Here is a 19182-nt window from a genome sequence, read left to right as displayed (position 1 = left end):
GCCGCCGGTCAGCCGCCGGTCAGCCGCCGGGCCCAGCCGCCGGTCAGCCGCCGGTCAGCCGCCGGGCCCAGCCGCCGGTCAGCCGCCGGGCCCAGCCGCCGGTCAGCCGCCGGGCCCAGCCGCCGGGCCCAGCCGCCGGTCAGCCGTCGAGAGCCACGGGGGCGGGTTCGGGCGGCGGGGGGGCCAGGCGCATCCGGCGGGTGAGCAGCAGGTAGGTCATGCCCCAGGCCACACTGACCGCGGCCAGGGCCCGGATGGCCGTCTCGGGGCCGAAGCGGGCCGAAAGCCCTCCCGCGGCCAGCGACGACAGGCTGAGCGTGAGCGTCACCATGGCCAGGTCGCCGGCCAGCACCCGGCCCCGAAGGGAGTCGGGAGTGGCTACCTGGAGGCCGTAGGTGGACAGCGTCCACTGCGTCCCGCCCCCACTGTGGGCCACGGCGATGGCCACGAAGGCCAGGCCCAGCACGGGCATGGACGGCATGAGCAGGTACGCACCCCCGTAGACCAGAGCGGCCACCCCGCAGGCGGTGAGGACGGGCCCCGGGCCGGTGGCGAACCGGCGGGCGAAGAGGGGCCCGACCAGCGCCCCCAGCCCCCGGCCCGCCAGCAGGAGGCCGATGCCGGCGTCACCCGCCGAGTAGGTCCGCACGGCCAGGACGGGCACGATGCTGGCCAGCCCGCCCGCCAGGCCGAAGCCCATCTTCGACCCCAGCAGGGCGAGCACGGGCCGGTTGTGCCAGGCGTAGCGCATGGCCTCGGCCGTGTCCCGCACGGGGCGCATGCGGGCCGTCACCGCTGGCCCTGACCGGGTGGGCCGGCGCACCGAGGCCACCAGGGCGGCGGCCACGACGAAGGACAGGGCGTTGGCCACGAAGGCGGCCTCGCGCCCGAAGGCGGCCGCGAAGAGCCCCCCGACGCCCGCGCCGATGGCCAGCATCGCCCCCCACGTGGCCGACACCATAGCCGTGGCCGTGGGTAGCTCGTGGCGCTCCACGACGTTGGGCACCGACGCCGACGACGCCGGGGCGAAGAACGCCCCGAGGGCCGAGATCGACGCCTGGGCCACGAACGCCAGCCACGCCCGGCCGGGGCTCACGGCCAGGAACAGCAGGGCGAAGCCAGCCTGGCCCACCGACACGGCCACCATCAGCTTGCGGCGGTCGAAGCGGTCCACCGCCGGCCCCGCGAGTGGCCCGGCCAGGAACGTGGGCAGCATCGTGGCCACGAAGACGAGCGACGCCGCCAGGTCGGACCCGGTCAGGTCGAGGACAAGGCCCACCACAGCCACGAACGCGAACCAGTCGCCCGCGAACGACACGACCTGGGCCAGGTAGATTGCCCGGAAGTCGCGGTTGGCCCGCAGGAGGGCGATCGGGGACGGCGCGACCACGAGGGGTAGTCCGGCTGGTCGGTGGTCGGGCGGGGACGGGGCGGTGAGCCGGTGGGCCGGTGGGCCGGGTGTTGGGCCGGTCAGCCCGCGACTGCGCCCGCGGCGCCCGCGGCGCCAGGCCGGCCTGTCGCGGCCGCTACCTGGCCGACGAGGCGCCGGCCCCAGAGCACGCCGCCCAGGGCGGCCCCGGCCGTGCCGAGCACGGTCAGCCGCTTCATCTGGCGGGCCCCGGCCAGCGAGGCCAACAGGTCGGCCGCGTCGGCCACCGCCGCGGCCTCCAGCCAGCCCCTCACGGAGCCACCGTGCTTGAGAGCGAACAGGGTGCCGAGGCCGATGGCCACGTCGCGGCCCCCGAGCATCCGGGCCAGCATCCGGTTGTCGGGGCCGTCGGACTCGGGCCCCATCCACCGCCGCAGCGCGGACCGGGGGGCTACAAGGGCGACCGCGCCCAGCCCCACCCGCCCCATGGCGAACGCCTTGACCTGCTGTTCGATATCGGGGACCACCCCGTTCACCCCCTGGTGAGGCAGGACCAGCCTTCGGCCGGCGCGTACTGCCCTGAGAACCGGTCCACCACGCTACGCCCATCGAGGTAGACCCGCGTCCGCTCGGTGGTCACGTTGACACAGGGGCCCGGCGGCTCGGGTGGTGGGTCGGTCGGTGCGTCCGCCGGTGGGACGGCCTCGCTCTCCACCCTGACCTGGCCGGTCTGCTCGCTACTGGTGACGAACCTGGTCGAGTACAGCGACACGGTGATCGACGTGGCCGTGTAGGTCGGCCACACCAGCACGCCGTGGGGTGAGTTGTTGCGGACCTTCAGGTCAGGCCCCGGGAACGACAGCGTTGCCTCCCGGCCGTAGGGGTAGCGGGAGATGTAGAGGCCGTGCATGTAGTACTCGGTGATGTCGAGACCGGCGAAGAAGGCGGCGTTGAACATGGTGGTGGCGAACTGGGAGACCCCCCCGCCCACGTCGGCCTCGAACTTGTAGTCGCCGCTGATGATGGGCGCCTCCACGTAGCCCTTCTCCCGGGTCCGGCGGCCCACGATCCCGTTGATGGAGAACGTCTCGCCCGGGCCCACGACCGTGCCCCTGATCGTGTCGGCCATGAGCTGGATGTTCCTCACCCGGGGCTCACCGGCGGCGTGGGGCGTCGTGAACGTGCCCACCAGTTCGACGATCCCCAGGGCGCGGGCCGCGTCCTCGCCCCGGCCCGCCTCGGCCGTCCGCAAGGGCAGGGCCACCGGCCCGCGGCGAGCGGCGGGGTCGGCCAGGGCGGCGCCCAGGGCCTCGACGGCTTCGGGGGCGCAGCACGCCGTCCCCGGCCTAGGGGGCGTGATCGACACCTGGCCCCCGCTGACGGTAAAGCCGGCGTCGACGGGCCGGGTACCCGCCTCGGGCAGCAGTGAGGCCAGCCCCTCCAGCACGTCTGCGTCCTCCCGGAGCGCGAGCCGCAGCGAGCTCTCGCCGGCTTCGGCCCGCACCCACTCGCGCAGCGACTCGGCCGGCACGGTGGCCGTCGACCCGCCGGCGGCCACTTCGAGGCCCTCGGTGGCCAGCCGCTCGGCCTCGGCGGCCAGGCGGTCGGCGTCCTGCTGGGTGAAGCGGGGCGGGACAGGGCTGGCAGCCATCTCGATCACGAGCGATCCCGACGTCACCCGGCTGTGGCTGAGGGCCCGGCTGAGGGCGGCCGGGTTGATGCCCCTCCCGTCCTCGCCGGCCACACCCACGAGGCGGCCGTCGCGGACCGCGATGTCGGGTTCGACGGGGTCGGTGCGGCCCCGGTCCCGCTCGGCCACGACCCGCTCGAGCCGTTCGGGGTCAACCACGACGTCGACGGGCATGCGGATGGGGGCCAGGAAGCTGCGCCCCCAGTCCCACAGGCGGGCGAACCACGGCCCTGTCCGGGCCCTGGCCATGGCCCGCTCGACGGTGGCGACCTCGTCGACCCACGCCCCCAGGTCCTCGACGGTGGCCTCCATGCCGCTCTCGCCGCCCTCCCCACCCCCCCTGACCCGCACCTCGACGTCGGCCAGCGCGAACTGGGCGGCCGTCTCGGCCACCCACGCCTCGAGCTGGGCCCGGTCCATCCCCCGCAGCCGGGTATCGGCCATGACCAGGTTGGGCAGGACCTTGCCGTCGTTGACGCGACTGTCGATGGCCCACGCGGCGGCGACGGCCATGACCCCGACGAACACTCCGATCGCCAGCACGAAGAGGGGACGTGCCCGCTTCCGGCTCACCTGCTTCCACGATCCCACGGACCAGGAGCCATGTCCGCGCATTCGCCCCCTGGCATGGTCGCGCCTCGCCCGGGCGGGCTAGGTTCAGCGACCATGCCTCGCGCCCTGATCACAGGAATTACCGGCCAGGACGGCCGTTACCTCGCGCCCCTGCTCGTGTCGAAGGGCTACGAGGTCTTCGGCATGGTGCGGGGCCAGGCCAACCCCAAGGCCCAGATGGTCCAGGAGGAGACTCCCGAGCTCGAGCTGGTCGAAGGCGACCTGCAGGACCTGTCCTCGATGATCGCGGTGGTCGAGCAGGTGCAGCCCGACGAGGTCTACAACCTGGGGGCCATCTCGTTCGTGGCGCTGTCGTTCCGCCAGCCCGAGCTGACCGCCGACATCACCGGCCTCGGCGTCCTGCGCATGCTGGAGGCCATCCGGGTCGTGGGCGGGGCCTCCGACAACAGCATCCGCTTCTACCAGGCGTCGTCCTCGGAGATGTTCGGCAAGGTCCGCGAGACCCCCCAGACCGAGGAGACGCCGTTCTACCCCCGGTCGCCCTACGGGGCGGCCAAGGTGTTCGGCCACTACATCACGGTCAACTACCGCGAGTCCTACGGGCTCTACGCCTGCTCGGGCATCTGCTTCAACCACGAGTCGCCCAAGCGGGGCCTGGAGTTCGTGACCCGCAAGGTCAGCAACGGCGTGGCCCGCATCAAGCTGGGGCTGCAGGACCGCCTGGCTCTCGGCAATCTCGACGCCGCCCGGGACTGGGGCTTCGCGGGCGACTTCGCCGAGGCCATGTGGCTCATGCTCCAGCAGGACGAGCCCGACGACTACGTGATCGCCACCGGCGAGACCCACACCATCCGGGAGCTGCTCGACCTGGCTTTCGGGGCGGCCGGCATCGGCGAATGGGAGCACCTGGTCGAGAGCGACGACCGGTTCATGCGCCCGGCCGAGGTCGACATCCTCACGGGCGACGCGTCCAAGGCCCGGCGCCAGTTGGGATGGGAGCCTCAGACGTCGTTCAAGGACCTGGTCGAGTCGATGGTCCTCAACGACATCGAGGTCGAGGGGAGCCGGGCCCGGCGCTGATGCGCGTCCGGGCACCGATCGTCGGTATCGTTCGGGCCTGATGGCGCCGGGACAGGTCGGAGAGCCCGAGGACCAGCTAGCGCGGCCCGGGGACCACCCCGGCGGTGGCGGCGGCCATGGCCCGGCTGGTCCGGGCGGCGTCGGTGCTCCTGGTACCACGGCCGGACCGACCGAGTGGGGCGCTGCCCAGGGCCCGGGAGCCGACCGTGTGGACGCCCTGGAGGAGTGGGTGCGGCACACCACCGACCGGCTGACCGAGCTGGTGGAGACCCGCCTGCCCCAGGCGGTCGACGGGGTGAGGGCCGACCTCGACGGCCTGCGGGCCGAGATGCGGGCCTCGCTGGAGAAGGCGGCCGAGGAGCTGGCCACCGAGAGGCGCGAGCTGAGGGCGCAGATCGCCAAGACCGTCGGAGCCGCCAACCGGTGGTTCGTGAAGGCCCGTGACCAGCTCATCGAGCGGATCGACCAACTCGCCGAGGTGACCGCCGACGTCGAGCGAGCCAAAGTGGCCCTGCCCGTCGCCCCGTCCCGGTCCCCCGGCGGGAGCGACAGCGACCTCGGGCTGGAGTGGGACGTCGATGAGGAGGCCGTCACCCGGGAAGCGGGGGGACGGACTGTGGCCGCGGCCCGGCCCGAGCCCCAGGACGCCCCGACCCATGGCCCCGAGGCCGGGCCTGGTGCCGAGACCCGGGCGGCCGAGCCCGAGGGCGGGGTCGTGTGGGCCAAGCCGCCGGGGGCCAAGCCCGGTGGTGTGGCTGTGGCCGCGCCCCAGGCCGCGAGCGGGGCCCTGGGGGCCGACGAGGTGGTCGCCACCATCGAAGCCGTGCGGGGGGACATCCAGGACCTCCAGCTCGAAGTGTCGGCCGTGGGCCACGCCGTGGCCCGCCTCCAGGCCGAGCTCGACAAGGTGGCCAAGCGGCTCCCGGCCAAGCCCCGTCCGGTCCGTCTCGACGAGCGCGACCTCGACCTGATCGTGGAGTCGGTCGTGCTGGCGCTGTCGGCCCGTTCACCGCTCACCCCCGGCCCGGCCCGCAAGTCGCCAGGGCGCAAGGCGCCTGCGGCGCGGACGGCGCCCCGGCGGGGGGCGGACCTCGGGCCCTGAGGGGCCGCATATGCGAGTGGTCTACAGTCACTGAACACTGATTGGATCGTCGCGACGCGAGCGCGATACTGCGGGAACAGGGGCCGGGGCGGTCCCCTGATCGCACCGACGGCTGGAAGCGGAGGACCATGTCTTTGTTCGCGCGCGCAGCAGACTTCCTGACCGACCGGGTCGCATCGCGGCTCGCCGCCGGGAGCGGGCCTCGCAACCAGCCGTCGCGTGCGGAGCTGGAGGCCGAGGCCGGGGCGGAGATCCAGGCTCGGATCGACCAGGGGCGGCCCGGCGCCGAGGAAGCCGCCCGCAGAGGCCCACCCCCGGCCTGGGCTGTGCCCCCGGCCAAGCCCAGCGTCCCCATCGGGCTGGTGACGGTCCGCCTCGACGCGCTGGGCGGCCCACCGGCTGCCCCCGAGCGGCCCTCGGTCCCCGTGCCCGCTCGCCCGCCCGCCCCCACCGCCTGAGCGCGGTGGCCGCGGTGGCGGCCGGCGGTTGGGCCCAGGCCATCGGTGGGTAGTGCCGTTCTCATGGACATCGACCGACCGACTCATTCAGAGGTGATCGAGGCGACGGCCGCCACCGAGGCCGGCATGCACCCTCAACGGGTGCCGGTCAACGTCTACGAGACGTCCGCCGCCCTGGTCGTCGTGGCGCCCCTGCCGGCGGTCACCGCCGAGGACGTGAACGTCGAGCTACGGGGCCGGTCGCTACGGATCTGGGCGCACCTTCGCAGCGCCGCGCCCCGTGAGTACCTGGTCCACGAATGGGACTACGGCGGCTACGAACGTGAGCTCGAGCTGCCGGCCGGGTTCGGCGCCACCGTGGAAGCCTCGTTGGCCAACGGCCAGTTGGCAGTGCGGGTGCTGCGGGGCGACCCCGTGGGCCAGCTCCAGGTCAAGCCCAACTGACCGAAGATCGGTAGTCCAGGTTCGCGACCGGCGCCGTAGAACCTCTCGTGCGCCCCACCGCGGGGGCGCCCGAGGAGGTGTCAAAGCGTGGCTTACAAGTTCGCTTGAAGGGACGAGGGCCACTCCTGCCGTTGGCAGGGGAGCGGAGCGACCGAGGACGAGCTGATCCAGAAGGTCGCCGTGCACGTCAAGCAGAAGCACCGGGTCAACACCCCGACCGAGACCATCGTCAACTACGTCAAGTCGAAGGCTCGCCAGAGCTGACCTTCACCCGGGGGGCGCCGCCCCCCGGCCCTTCGAGAGGAGCCCCCGTGGGTGGCATCGGCCCCACCGAACTTCTGATCGTCCTGGTCATCGCCATGCTGCTGTTCGGCTCGGCCAAGCTGCCCAAGCTGGCCCGGTCGATGGGCCAGGCCCAGCGGGAGTTCCGCGAGGGCCTTAAGGCTGGCGCCGCCCCCGACGACGCCGCCTGATCGCGCCGCTGGTCAACGCCGGCGGCGGCCTTCGAGGGCGTTCAGCACGAGCAGCAGCAAGGTGGCGCCCAGGGCGGCGATCAGCACCGAGCGCAGGCCGAAGGACTCGATGCCGGTGTAACCCGCGGCCCGGGCCAGCGCCCCGCCCAGCAGGGCCCCGGCCACCCCCACGGCGATCTTGGGGAGGCAGCCCTCCATGGGCCGGCCCGAGATGATGCCCGCGATCCACGCCGCCAGTAGGCCGACGACGATCCACGACAGAAGGCCCATGAGACCGACGGTAGTCCGCCGTGACCGGCCTCGGCCGGGACACTAGGGTGCCGCCCGTGCCCATCGGAGTCGTGATCGGCCTCTGCTCGGCCGTGCTCACCGCGGTGATCACCGAGGTCTACTGCCACCGCGGCCTGGCCCACCGGGCGTTCCGCGTCCACCCCCGGCTGGCGGCCGTGCTCGACGTGTACTTCCGGGTGATCGTCTACACCAGCCCCCAGATGTGGGCCGCCGTCCACCGCATCCACCACCGGTACTCCGACACCCCCCTCGACCCCCACTCGCCTGTGCAGCGCCAGCCGTTGTCGGTGCTGGCCGGGTCGCCCTACCTGTTCGCCGTGGCCCGCCGCCAGCTCCCGCCCGAACCCCCGGCCACCCGGCTGGTCATCGCCCTGCGGGTGGCCGTCCCGCTGGCCTACCTGGCCCTGTTCGGGCTCGTCCAGGTGCTGGTCATGACGGCCGTGCACCTGGTCTTCTACCTGGGGATCATGGGCATGGTGAACACCGTCGGCCACCTGTACGGCCGCAAGCCCCATCCCGAGGCCTCGGGCTACGACATCGCCTGGCTGGCCATCCCGCTACTGGGCCACGGCTACCACAACTCCCACCACGCCCACCCGGCGGCCGCCCGCACCGGCCTGCTCGACCCCATCTGGCCCCTCCTGCGGGCCATGGCCGCCCTCCGCCTGGTCGAGCTCGACACCGGTCGCCGCCTTTCCCCGGCTCCCGCGGGGGCCCGCACCTGCTGCCGGGCCACCACCGTAGCCGCCGGCACCTGACCCGGTCCCACGGGCCGGCCCTCTTGCAGGTCGACCCCGCCCCTGGTGCCGGCCGCGACCCGCTTCGTCCGCCTGGCCATCGCCCTCTCCTGCGGCCCCGAGCGCGCGCCCGGGTCTTGGGCTGCCGACCGGGCCGCCCCGGACAGGGCTGATATCACCCCGGGCCGGCGCCAGTGGGGGCACACTGGCGCCATGGGAGGGGGCGAGGCGGGGGACAGGACGGCGGTGCGGGAGGCATTTGCCCGCGCCGTGCTACGCCGGGCGCCGGCCGGGACCGCCGAGGTGCGGGAGGTCAGCGACGCGGTCGCCGATGCCTTCGGGTTCGTCGACGCCCGCCTTCCCGGGGAGATCGCCGTGCGGGTGACCGACCCCCCGGCGCTGGTCGACGGCGCGGCCCCGGCCGGGAGCGTCGTGGAGGTGAGCGGTGAGGACCGCCAGTTCATCGTGACGACGGTCCGCGAGGAGCTGCACCGCTTGGGTCAACGGACGGTGCGGCTGCACCACCCGGTCTTCGGAGCCGAACGGGGCCCCGACGGAAGGCTGGCGGCCGTGACGGCCGCTCGGGGTGCGGACCGGCGGGAGTCGTTCTTGCAGGTCGAGCTGGCCGACCGGGTCGCTCCCGAGGCCCGCGGGCAGGTGGTGGAGGCCCTGGGACGGGTACTGGCCGACGTGGCCGCCGCGACCGACGACCACCTGGCCATGCAGAGGGCCGTGGCCCGGGCGGCCGAGCGGGTGCGCAGGGCCGGGTCGGCAGGCGAGGCGAGGGCCGAGGCGGCCGAGGCGGCGGAGGCGGCCGCCCTGCTGGAGTGGCTGCTCGAGGACAACTTTGTGCTGCTGGGCACCTGCCGCCTCCTCGCCGGCGGACCGGCCGAAACCCTGGGCGTGCTGGCCCGGCCGGGCGCCCCCCTGCTGGCCGCCCCGCCCGACAACCGGGGGGGTGTCCTGCGGGTGACGGCCACCGCCGAGCGGAGCACGGTCCACCGCCAGGTCCCGATCCATCGCGTCGACGTGGCCGACGAGGGCGGTGCCTTCCGGGTCGTCGGCGTGTTCAGCACCAAGGCCATGGCCGCGCCGGCGCTCGTCACCCCGGTGTTGCGGTCCAAGTTGCGCCGGGTCCTCGAGCTCGAGGACGTGGTCGAGGGTAGCCAGGACGAGGCCACGCTCGTCTCGCTCTTCCAGGTCCTGCCCAAAGAGGAGCTGTTCGAGGCCGATGTACCTCGGCTGCGGGCGGTCCTCGTCGACCTGCTGGCGGCCGAGGACCAGCACGAGGTGCGGGCCTTGGTCCACGCCGAGCCCGCGGCCGGGACTGTCGCGGCCCTCCTGGCCGTGCCCCAGGAGCTGTACTCGCCGGCCCTGCGCCAGAAGTTGGAGCGGTTCCTCATGGCCCAGCTCGACGGGTCACGCGTCGACGCCCAGGTCTCGCTCGGCGAACGGGCCGACGCCGTGCTGAGGATCGTGGTCCATGTCGACGGGCCGGTCCCCGACGAGCCACTGGACGCCCTCGGGCGTGAGCTGCGCATGTTGTGCCGCTCCTGGGAGCAGGAGCTTCAGGCTGCCCTGGAGCCCCGGGTCGGTGCGCCCAAGGCCGCCGAGCTCGTCCGCTCGTGGGCCCCCTGGTTCCCGGCGTCCTACCGCGACGCCCTGCCCCTGACCCACGCCGAGGACGACGTACTGGTCCTCGACCGGCTGGCGGCCGCCGGCTGGGACCGCGTGGCCCGCGCCGGCGTGCGCGTGGTCATCACCCCCGACCGCGGTGTGCCCGGGCGGGGGCGGCTGAAGGTGTTCAGCGTCGGGGCGCCGGTCGCCCTCTCGCGCCTGCTCCCCATCATCGAGAGCCTGGGGCTGTGGGCCGAGGAGGAACAGCCCAACGTCCTGGGACCGGGGGAGGGTCGCGTCCACCTCCACGACTTCCGGGTGAGCGACCCGTCGGGGGCTCCGCTGCCGGTGGAGGACGCCGCCGAGCGCCTGGCCGACGCCGCGCTGGCCCTGTGGCACGGGCGGGCCGAGGTCGACTCGCTCAACCGCCTGGTCCTGCACGCCGGCCTGGCGTGGGAGGACGTGGTGCTGCTGCGGGCCTACCACCGCTACCGCAACCAGATCGGCCCCGGGTTCACGACGGCCAACGTGGCCGACGTCCTGGTGGCGAACGCCGGGGTGGCCCGCGACCTGGTGGCCCTGTTCGCCGCCCTCTTCGGGCCCTCGCCCGGGCCGGTGGAGGACCTGCGCAAGCGCGTCCTCGCCGGTTGCGAGGCCGTGGCCCGCCTCGACCACGACCGCATCCTACGGGGCTTGCTCGCGTTGGTGGAGGCCACCCTGCGTACCAACCGGTCGGCCGCCGGGGGCCCGCACCTGGCTCTCAAGTTCGACAGCAGCCGGGTGCCCGACGTCCCCCGGCCTGTCCCCTACCGGGAGATCTTCGTCTACGGGCCCTCGGTCGAGGGCGTGCACCTGCGCTGGGGCCCGGTGGCCCGGGGGGGCATCCGCTGGAGCGAGCGGGTCGACGACTACCGCAGCGAGGTCCTCGGCCTGATGCGCACCCAGGTGATGAAGAACGCGCCGATCGTTCCCACCGGGGCCAAGGGCGGGTTCATCGTCAAGCGGGGCCGGTCGGGTACGGGGCCGGCCGACGTGGCCCGGGCCTACGAGATCTTCATCCGCTGCCTCTTGGAGGTCACCGACAACGTGGTCGGAGGAACGGTCGTGGCCGTGCCCGGCCGCCGGGACGGGGACGACCCCTACCTGGTGGTGGCCGCCGACCGGGGCACCAACGGCCTGTCCGACCGGGCCAACGCCGTCAGCGCCGAGCTCGGGTTCTGGCTGGGCGACGCCTTCGCGTCAGGCGGGTCCCACGGCTACGACCACAAGCGCCTGGGCATCACTGCCCGGGGCGCGTGGGTGGCCGTGACCCACCACTTCGCCCAGATGGCTGCCGAGCCGGGCACGGTGGTTGGCATCGGGGACATGTCGGGGGACGTGTTCGGCAACGCCATGGTGCTCTCCGACCGCATCCGGCTGGTGGCCGCCTTCGACCACCGGGACATCTTCGTGGACCCGGCCCCCGACCCGGCTGCGTCCCACGCCGAGCGGTCCAGGCTGTTCGCCCTCCCGTCGTCGTCTTGGCAGGACTACGACCCGTCGGTCATCAGCCCCGGGGGCGGCGTCTGGTCCCGGCTGGCCAAGAGAGTCGAGCTGAGCGACGAGGCCCGGGCTGTCCTGGGAGTCGAAGGAGGCGACCTGACGCCCGCCGAGGTGGTACAGGCCATCCTGAGCGCGCCCGTCGACCTGCTGTTCGCGGGCGGGATCGGCACCTTCGTGCGGGCCACCACCGAGGCCGAGCGTGACCTCGACGACCGGGCCAACTCCGACGTGCGTGTGCCGGCGTCCCGCGTGCGGGCGCGGGTCGTGGGGGAGGGGGCCAACCTGGCGTTCACCCAACGAGCGCGAGTGGAGCTGGCCCGCCGGGGCGTTCGCATCAACACCGACGCCATCGACAACTCGGCGGGCGTGGGGATCTCCGACCGGGAGGTCAACATCAAGATCCTCCTGCAGGCGGCCATCGAAGCGGGTGAGCTGACCACCGCCGAACGGGACGGGCTGCTGGCCGAGGTCTGCCAAGAAGTGGTCGAAGACGTCCTCGAGGACTGCCGCGACCAGAGCTTCGCCCTCAGTCGCCGGGCCGCGGCCAGCCCCGGTCTCATGGACGCCTTCGAGACCCTCATCGGTGAGCTGGAGGTGGCCGGGGTGCTCGACCGGGCGGTCGAGGCTCTGCCCACCAGCGAGGAGATGGCCGCCCGGCGGGACGCGCAGGACGGGCTCACCCGGCCCGAGCTCGCCCTCCTGCTGGCCGGGGCCAAGCGAAGCCTGGCGGCCAAGCTGCTGCGCTCGGCCGTCCCCGACCAACCCGCGCTGGGGGCGCTGCTGGTGGACTACTTCCCGTCTGCGCTGTCCCAGCGCTTCGGCCACCTTCTCGACGGGCACCGGTTGTGCCGCGAACTGATCGCCTCGGAGATGGCCAACGACGTCGTCAACCGGATGGGCCCCACGTTCACCAGCCGGCTGGCCGCCGGGATGGCGACCACGGCCACCGAGGTGGCGTGCGCTTACTGGGTGGCCCGGGGAGTGGCCGGGGCCCCGGCGCGGTGGCGTCAGATGGATGGCGACCAGGGCCCGGGGTGGGGCCAGGCGGGGATGGCCGCGGCCGCTGACCTGGCCTCGCTGCTGGAGTCGCTCACCCGCTCCTACCTACGCCGGGGCGAGACCGGGGACATCGCGGCCACCGTGGCGCGCGATGGTCCGGCCTTCACCGCCCTGGAGGCCATCGCCACGCTGCCCCAGCTGGCCATCACCGCTGATGTGGCCGAGCTCGGCCGGGAGACCGGGTGGGCGGTGACCGATGTGGCCGGGGTGTTCTTCACCGTGGGGGCGCGCCTGGGGACCGACCGCCTGGCCGCCCAGCTCATCCGGGCACCGGCGGGCGACCGCTGGACCGAGGCCGCCCGCCAAGGCGTGCTCGACGATCTCGACGACCTACGCCGGGCGGGCGCCCGCGGCGTGCTCACCGCCGCGACCGGGGGACCGTTGAGGTCGCCGAGGGACGCCGTGGCGTCGTTCCTGCGGCCCCGCTCCTACGCCCTGGTCGAGGCCCTGGCCATCGTGGCCGACATCGAGCAGGAGGCCGAGGCTCGCATAGACGCACTGGTGGTCGCGGCCCGGGCCGTCCGCCGGGTGCTCGAATAGAGGCTGGGCCGCCGGTCAGTTCCGCGGGCCCAGCAACGGGCCGAGCAGGCCGTCCAGCGGGCCCGTGGTGGTGGGCGTGAGCGCCAGGGCCGAGACCACGGGGCGTTCGCCGCCGGGCGGCGAGTTGCGCACGGTCCCGCCGGACACGAAGGTCGTGGACCCGCCGCCGTCGAGGTTCATGGCGTGGACGGCGCCCAGGGCGGTCATCAGTGCGGCCGTGTCCCGCAGCGACATCCCGGCGCTGGTGCCGTTGTCGTCGACCGTGACCAGCAGGACGTCCCCGGTGGCGGTGGCGCCCACGACGGTCCGGGCGTGACGGTCCTGGGTGAACGAGTCGGGGTTGTCCGCTGGGAAGTCGAGCCGGCCGCCGCTCAGCAGCAGAGGAGACCCGCCCATGGCGCCCTGCACGCCGCCGACGTCGACGTGGAGGGTGGCCAACCCCAAGACGGCGCCCGAGACCAAGGCGCCCACCGCGGTGGCCGCCGCCCCCCGCCCGGCCACGACCACCTGGTTGGGGCCGATCGGGGAGTTGCCCCCGCTCCCGGCCGACACGACCCGTACGGTCGTGCCGCCCGTGGGCAGGGCGGACGGCGAGGGCAGCAGCAGCTCCACGGTGACCTCGGCGGTACCGGCGGGTGTGCCGGTGGTCGGGCCCCAGCGGCGGGAGTAGAGGTTGACGCCGTCGCCCAGGGGCCGGTTGACGGCGGCCACGGCCAGCCGGTACCCGCTCAGGGTTGACACCGCCGCGCTCCAGTCGAACCCGTGCCTGAACGTGGCCCGACCGTCGCCGCCGACGGTCAAGTGGATGTGCTCGATGGCCGGGGTGGTGACCAGTTCGCCGCCGGAGACGGCCGCCCCGATCGGCCGTTGGTCCGAGCCCCAGAAGTCCCCGTTGACCGCGGCCACGCACGCCACCCGGGCGCACATCGACGTGGTGCGCTCCAACGTCCCCAGGCGGTCGCCGGCCAGCACCGGCACCAGGCGCAGGGGCGAGCCCGGGGCCAACCGGGCCACGTGGACCTCCTGGTCCGGCCCCGATCGACGCAGCACCACGTGTTCGGCCCCGGGGGCCAGCACCTCGCGGGCCACCTCCGTCCACCCCGGTGGCACCCCCTCGGCCGCCGGCGCGGCCCGTGTGGGCCCGAAGGCCAGGACCAATGCGACTACCACCACGATCACCCGCCGGCCGACCATGGCCCCACGCTAGACCGGCGGCACCGGTCTCCGGTCACGCCATCGCCGCCGTCATCCCCACCGACGTCGGCGACGCCGCCCACCGCCGGGCCCGCAACGACGCCGAGCGCGTGAAGCGCCAGTGGCGGGACCTTGACCGGGCCGAGGGCGGGGGCGAGTGGCGAGGCACCCCCGGAGGGAAGGCAGCCAAGGACTGGCGCAGCGTCGTGCGGGACTGGCACGGCTCCCAGGCCCAGGCCGAGCACGCCGCCCTACGGGAGCGGGAGCGCCTCCGCCAGCAGGCCGCCCGAGTGGCCGAAGGTGGGCTACCCGGGCCCAAGGAAGCAAAGCGGTGTGGGGATAGCCGGTAGGGGGCGCTCCTGGGGACCCCTGGAGGGGGCGGCGGGCCGCCGGCTGCGCCTAGTGGGTCCTGCACCTCCCGCTTCTTCGCCGGTACCCTGGTGATGTGGCCGAGGTACCGAAGGTGATCACCGCCGAGGAACTCGATGCGATGTCGCCGGACCAGCGTGCCCAGGTGGTGCGTGATCACATCGTGACCGACCTCGACCACCTCCCGGCAGCCTTCCGGCAGCGAGTCGAAACGACGGCGGCCCGGTTGGCTGAGCAGCTCCGTCCCGTCACCGAGTGAGCGCCCGGCGACAGGTCCGCGTCGCCCCTTCGTTCTTCGACCGGCTCGACGAACTGCTCCCTGCGGAGCGCAGCCCGACCGGAGTCCCCTCGACGGCCGACTTTCTGCTCCACGAGATACCGCCGCTCATCGATCTGCTTGCGCTCGACTACGAGGCGGCCACTCTGGCGGTCAAGGACGTTCCGGAAGTTCGGGCCCTGATCGCCGCCGGAGTGCTCGTCGCTCGGCTCGCGCTCTACGTCGTGCTCGCCGAAGACAATGGCGTCGAGATCATCTACCTCGAGATCGATCACGAGCGGTAGGGCCGATCCTCACGAACGGTGCCTGGTAGGCGCCGGCGGCCCGGCCATGCTCCACCGCGGCCAACCCGGAGGTCGTAAGGCTGGCCCCGCTCGCCCATGCCGCGCAGGCGATGGCGGCCTGTAGCGTCAGGGGCATCAGGGTGGACGTACCCACCCCGGGGCCATGACCGATGCGAGCGAGGGCGCTGGTTCCCAGCCTCCTCGGCCATTCCCCCACCGCCACCAGGTCCTGGCCGCCGTGCTGGCGCTGAGCCTGGCACTGGGCGGCTGGTGGGGTGTGCGGCTCTGGCAGCTGCGTAGCTCGGTGAGCCAGTACCGCTCCTTCTGGTCGGTGGCGCGAGGCGAGGCGGGGGGCATCCTCTACGTGGCCCTCGGGGACTCCACCGCCCAGGGAATCGGGGCCAGCGGCCCCGAGCGCGGCTACGTGGGACTCCTCGCCCAGCGCCTGCGATCCACTACCGGCCGCCCGGTGCAGGTGCTGAACCTCAGCCGCTCAGGGGCCCGTGTCCATGATGTCGTCATCGAACAGCTGCCTCGTCTGGCCGGCCTAGCGCCTGACGTTGTCACGGTGGCGGTCGGAAGCAACGACATCAAGCAGTACGACGCGACTCGGTTCCGGGCGGACTTTGACGCCCTGGTCGCGGGGCTGCCGCCCGGGACCGTGGTCGGCGACGTGCCCTGGTTCATGCATGGCGGAACGGGGCGCAAGTCGGGCGAGGCCGCGGACTATGTCGCGGCCCGGGCGGGCTCCCGCGACCTGCCAGTCGCCCGTCTCCACCGGGCCATGCGGGAAAGAGGCTGGAAGAGCATGTTCACCGACTTTTCCGCCGACTGGTTCCACCCCAACGACCGCGGCCACCGGGTGTGGGCGGATGCCTTCTGGACAGCGATCAACCGAGCTGGCCCTGGCCAGGCTCGGCGAAGCAGCCGGCTCCCGGGGCGGTGAAGAACAGCTTGGAGCGAGCTCAGCGCTCCGCTACACGCTCCGGCGGTGCGACCGCGTCGGTCCTTTCGCCGGCGCCAGCATCCACATCGGTGCCGAGCGGCCGGCCGGTCGCGAACGCCTTCTCCACCGTCTTTCGAGTCGAGTCCTCATCGAAAGCGTGAACGGTGAGCTTGGCTCCTCCGGCGCGGCGAAAGGTGCCCTGCAGCGACCAGTGCGGCCTCCAAGTCCGCCCTTCGAGGCGCCCATAACCCCGAGCATCCCTTCGCCCGACCGGGCGCCCCAAACGCCGGCCGTGAGTCACGGCCGACTTTGCATCCGGGCTGCTACAGGACGTGGAACACGACGCCATCTGCCTCGGCGGCCGCACGAAGGTTCGGTCCGACATCGTTGTGTGACACGGCGATCCCCCGGCCGAGCAGGTGGGCAGCGGCGAGCGCCTCGACCATGGCCGCCGAGAGCGACCGCCCGCTGGCACGGTGGCGAGTCTGTAATAGCGCCATCGGCCAAGCCATGTCCCCGAGGCTCAGGACCTCGATCGAGGGCGGCAGGGCGACGAGCTGGGCTCGAAAGCGCTCCTGCATGTCTTCGGGCAACGAGGCGACTGGCCCGGACAGCTTGCCGACGACGGTCGGATCGGCAAACGATGAGCACAGCCGGAACAGCCAGAGGCCCGTGGTGGCCACGCCATCGGGAGCCAGTCCATCGAGGGTCTCGTCGCGTTGGCCGACGAGGATGTCGCGCAGCAGGTGATCGTCGACAACCGTCGCCGGCACTACGTCGTGGCGAGATCGGGATCGTCGAGGCCCGCCACGAACGCCACATGGTCCTCGGCCGACAGAGCTGCCTCAAGCAGCCCGGCTCGCCCGCCGGGGGGCAGGAGGACGACGGCGTCACCGAGATCGACGACGGTCACACGCCCGCCCTGATCGAGGCCCCACCGGTGGCGGACAGCGGCCGGGACGGACATCTGGCCGCTGGAGGAGACGAGGAACTCCGAGGCTGCGTGCACTGCCCCACTCTCCGATCTACTTGGTAGGTAAACAGCTTACCAAGTGTGGAGCTACTTCTCTCGGTACTGCCCGGTGCCCTCGACTGTCCCAGAACGACGCCGCGCACCGCCGGACAGAGCTCGCCCTGATCGCCGGCTGAGCGATCGCCGACGGGCAGGCGGTACTGACGCCGGTGCGCGATCGGCCAGGCCATCGGCGTCGACCGACGGAGACGCAGTAGGCGCTACCTCGGGTCGATTCTGCTCAACTCGCCACCGACTGTGTAAGGCTCCGGCGATATCTCGACGTTGCCGAGGAACGAGCTACGCAATCATTGAGCTGTGCCGGGCATCATCGAGGACGGGGATCCAGGCAGAAGCGGCCTTCACATGCACTCTTCCGTCACGGTGGGCGCCGAGTCTGGGGGCGACGTGCCGACGCTCGACGTCGAGTCCTTCTCGGACCGGCTTCGCCTCATGGGGCTTGACACGGACTTGGTTGACGAGGCTGATCGGCGTCTTCGGTCGGACCCAAGCGAGGGCATGCACTGGCTCGAACAGGGGCTGAAGGAGCGACAGCCGCCCCGGAAGCCACCGACGTGCAGCTGCGGCGACGTCCTGATCGACGTCTCGTGGCGGGGGCGTGCGACCGTCCGCTGCGGCGCCTGCGGCTCTCGTTGGGGTGTCGAGGTCGTCGACGAGGAGACCGAGTCGCTCTGGGCCATCAGTGGCCCAACCCCGGAGTGGGTCGAAGCGCATCCGATCGAGGAGCGCTTTCGGTACGACGAGTTTCAGCCGGCAAACGTGCTTCGCGACGGCATGCCTCCGATCCCGGCTGATGGCATTGAGCCCGGGACGTTCTTTCCGGTCGCAACATGGCAAGGCACCCGGGATGCCGCCGTTCTGTATGTCCACCGCCTGGAGCCGGACGAGTTCGACTTGCCAGGTGACGAGTACGAGGAGGAGATCGAGCACCTCGTGCTCGGGGAGGACGGCCAATGGACGGGCACGGGAAGCGGAGGCGGGAACTGGGTCAACGTCTTTGACCCGCCAGCGGACCTCTTGGAGAAGTACGTCGTCCTCGGGACAGGCATCTCTGGGACTGGGGATGGAGACGACGTGGTGTCGTGCATGGGTGCTCTCTGCAGCAGCAGCGTGGGCGCAGTCGAAGCGATCGACAAGTACGGGAGCCACACGATCCCGGTTTCTCCTGAGCGGCCCTTTTTCGTCGTGGGGGTGCGTGGCCCGGGCCAGGTGCGCATCCTGGACAAGCATGGCCGCGTCTTGACCGGACACACCGGAGTCCCGCTCGAGTTCGACCTGAATGGTTGACCGACGGCTACGCCGGCCACGCAGGTCGTCCGGGCATCATCCTCCCTTCCGCTGCGGATCCACAGCTCGAGGTAGCCCATAACCACAAGCGCAGCGGGTCCGAGGGCTGCCACCTACCGCCGGACCAGCGGCAGTGGCTCAGAGGCGTAGAAGATCCTTGGCGAGCGCCTGGCGGAGCGCCCACGGAGCGGGGGATGGGGAGTACCCGGGAAATCCGCCATTACTGAAGACCCAGTTGAGGTAGGACACGAACGGCATCTGCGTCTCTGCATCGAATATCCCGTCTGCGCAGCCGTCGGGGACCACGATGCCGTACGGCGGCCCGCCGCTGGTGTTGTCCTTGTGAAGTCGGTCAGGAGCGACGGGGAGCACGAAGGGGCCGACGTCTTCCGTACTCTCGTCGGCCCACCGCTGGTGGGCTCGGTGTTCCTCATTCAAGTGTTGTCTCATAGACTCGCCGGGGTACCGCGCACCCTCGACCTCGAACACCAACGGGTCCGCCGAGGCCGACGATGTCCACATCGGATGGGTGCCGACGAGCCAGACGTCGCCTACAAGGCGCACCCAAGACTGCAGCGTCAGGGGCACCATGCCGAAATGGGCCTGAAGCCACGCCGCCAGTTCTGGCGCGTCGGTGCTCGGCGGATGGTGCGGGATGATCGGCGTCTGATCGTCATCGTTCGCGTGGAACTGACCTGTTTCTGAGTTCGCGATAGAGATCCCGGATCGATCAGTCCGCATCGCGGGGTCCCTGGTCGGTTGGCTTCGAGGTGTGCTGGCGATGGTAGGTGAGGCGGCGGAGACGGGCTGCTTCGAG

General features: G+C 72.5%; 20 protein-coding genes and 1 pseudogene. 13 read left to right on the top strand and 8 right to left on the bottom strand.

The window, feature by feature from the left end; all coding sequences use genetic code 11:
• Window positions 1-139: 139 nt before the first annotated feature.
• The 3 genes from AB1673_15730 to AB1673_15720 form a co-directional block, all read right to left on the bottom strand.
• Complete coding sequence (locus AB1673_15730) at window positions 140-1390, bottom strand: MFS transporter (GenBank protein ID MEW6155413.1); 1251 nt, start codon at window positions 1388-1390, stop codon at window positions 140-142.
• An 80-nt stretch (window positions 1391-1470) separates the two neighbouring features.
• Window positions 1471-1905: a hypothetical protein gene (locus tag AB1673_15725; GenBank protein ID MEW6155412.1), complete on the bottom strand. Its 435-nt coding sequence runs from the start codon at window positions 1903-1905 to the stop codon at window positions 1471-1473.
• Entirely contained in the window at window positions 1902-3632 is a 1731-nt protein-coding gene (locus tag AB1673_15720) for a VanW family protein (protein MEW6155411.1), read from the bottom strand. Before AB1673_15720 ends, AB1673_15725 begins: the two co-directional genes overlap by 4 nt.
• A 93-nt stretch (window positions 3633-3725) precedes the next feature.
• Between AB1673_15720 and gmd the strand changes: the two genes are divergently transcribed.
• The 6 genes and pseudogenes from gmd (at window position 3726) to AB1673_15690 (ending at window position 7189) form a co-directional block, all read left to right on the top strand.
• Window positions 3726-4712, top strand: a complete 987-nt coding sequence (gene gmd / locus AB1673_15715; protein MEW6155410.1) for a GDP-mannose 4,6-dehydratase — start codon at window positions 3726-3728, stop codon at window positions 4710-4712.
• A 208-nt stretch (window positions 4713-4920) separates the two neighbouring features.
• Window positions 4921-5814 (top strand): hypothetical protein, encoded by an 894-nt coding sequence (locus tag AB1673_15710; GenBank protein ID MEW6155409.1) that lies wholly within the window; start codon window positions 4921-4923, stop codon window positions 5812-5814.
• A gap of 128 nt (window positions 5815-5942) precedes the next feature.
• Window positions 5943-6272: a hypothetical protein gene (locus tag AB1673_15705; GenBank protein MEW6155408.1), complete on the top strand. Its 330-nt coding sequence runs from the start codon at window positions 5943-5945 to the stop codon at window positions 6270-6272.
• A 93-nt stretch (window positions 6273-6365) separates the two neighbouring features.
• A complete protein-coding gene (locus tag AB1673_15700; protein ID MEW6155407.1) occupies window positions 6366-6716 on the top strand; it encodes an Hsp20/alpha crystallin family protein in 351 nt (116 codons plus the stop codon).
• A gap of 120 nt (window positions 6717-6836) precedes the next feature.
• Window positions 6837-6980 (top strand): annotated as a pseudogene (locus AB1673_15695) (DUF1059 domain-containing protein).
• A gap of 47 nt (window positions 6981-7027) precedes the next feature.
• On the top strand, window positions 7028-7189 hold the full coding sequence (locus AB1673_15690; protein MEW6155406.1) for a twin-arginine translocase TatA/TatE family subunit: 162 nt from the start codon (window positions 7028-7030) through the stop codon (window positions 7187-7189).
• A gap of 12 nt (window positions 7190-7201) precedes the next feature.
• On the opposite strand, the gene AB1673_15685 is transcribed toward AB1673_15690, so the two are convergent.
• Entirely contained in the window at window positions 7202-7459 is a 258-nt protein-coding gene (locus AB1673_15685) for a GlsB/YeaQ/YmgE family stress response membrane protein (GenBank protein ID MEW6155405.1), read from the bottom strand.
• A gap of 56 nt (window positions 7460-7515) precedes the next feature.
• Between AB1673_15685 and AB1673_15680 the strand changes: the two genes are divergently transcribed.
• Complete coding sequence (locus tag AB1673_15680) at window positions 7516-8238, top strand: fatty acid desaturase (GenBank protein MEW6155404.1); 723 nt, start codon at window positions 7516-7518, stop codon at window positions 8236-8238.
• Between the two features lie 192 nt (window positions 8239-8430).
• Window positions 8431-12975: an NAD-glutamate dehydrogenase domain-containing protein gene (locus AB1673_15675; protein MEW6155403.1), complete on the top strand. Its 4545-nt coding sequence runs from the start codon at window positions 8431-8433 to the stop codon at window positions 12973-12975.
• A gap of 15 nt (window positions 12976-12990) precedes the next feature.
• Here AB1673_15675 and AB1673_15670 read toward each other — a convergent pair whose 3' ends face one another.
• Window positions 12991-14169 (bottom strand): phosphodiester glycosidase family protein, encoded by a 1179-nt coding sequence (locus AB1673_15670; protein ID MEW6155402.1) that lies wholly within the window; start codon window positions 14167-14169, stop codon window positions 12991-12993.
• On the opposite strand from AB1673_15670, the gene AB1673_15665 reads away from it, so the two are divergent.
• From AB1673_15665 to AB1673_15650, 4 genes are all read left to right on the top strand, one after another.
• On the top strand, window positions 14133-14519 hold the full coding sequence (locus AB1673_15665; GenBank protein MEW6155401.1) for a hypothetical protein: 387 nt from the start codon (window positions 14133-14135) through the stop codon (window positions 14517-14519). The two genes, AB1673_15670 and AB1673_15665, sit on opposite strands and share 37 nt — an antisense overlap.
• A 95-nt stretch (window positions 14520-14614) precedes the next feature.
• A complete protein-coding gene (locus AB1673_15660) occupies window positions 14615-14797 on the top strand; it encodes a hypothetical protein (GenBank protein MEW6155400.1) in 183 nt (60 codons plus the stop codon).
• Window positions 14794-15099, top strand: a complete 306-nt coding sequence (locus AB1673_15655; protein MEW6155399.1) for a hypothetical protein — start codon at window positions 14794-14796, stop codon at window positions 15097-15099. Before AB1673_15660 ends, AB1673_15655 begins: the two co-directional genes overlap by 4 nt.
• 163 nt (window positions 15100-15262) lie before the next feature.
• Window positions 15263-16045, top strand: coding sequence for an SGNH/GDSL hydrolase family protein (locus AB1673_15650; protein ID MEW6155398.1), 783 nt, complete (start codon window positions 15263-15265; stop codon window positions 16043-16045).
• A 323-nt stretch (window positions 16046-16368) separates the two neighbouring features.
• On the opposite strand, the gene AB1673_15645 is transcribed toward AB1673_15650, so the two are convergent.
• Window positions 16369-16818 (bottom strand): hypothetical protein, encoded by a 450-nt coding sequence (locus AB1673_15645; protein ID MEW6155397.1) that lies wholly within the window; start codon window positions 16816-16818, stop codon window positions 16369-16371.
• Entirely contained in the window at window positions 16818-17054 is a 237-nt protein-coding gene (locus AB1673_15640; GenBank protein MEW6155396.1) for an AbrB/MazE/SpoVT family DNA-binding domain-containing protein, read from the bottom strand. The genes AB1673_15645 and AB1673_15640 overlap by 1 nt, the downstream gene beginning before the upstream one ends.
• A gap of 321 nt (window positions 17055-17375) precedes the next feature.
• Between AB1673_15640 and AB1673_15635 the strand changes: the two genes are divergently transcribed.
• Entirely contained in the window at window positions 17376-18365 is a 990-nt protein-coding gene (locus AB1673_15635) for a hypothetical protein (protein ID MEW6155395.1), read from the top strand.
• A 138-nt stretch (window positions 18366-18503) separates the two neighbouring features.
• Here the strand turns inward: AB1673_15635 and AB1673_15630 are convergent.
• The coding region (locus AB1673_15630; protein MEW6155394.1) for a hypothetical protein at window positions 18504-19182 on the bottom strand (679 nt) is incomplete at its 5' end.

Source organism: Actinomycetota bacterium, from assembly GCA_040754375.1.
In the GTDB taxonomy this organism is placed as follows: Bacteria; Actinomycetota; Acidimicrobiia; order Acidimicrobiales; family AC-14; genus JBFMCT01.
This window is presented reverse-complemented; position numbering and strand designations above follow the sequence as displayed.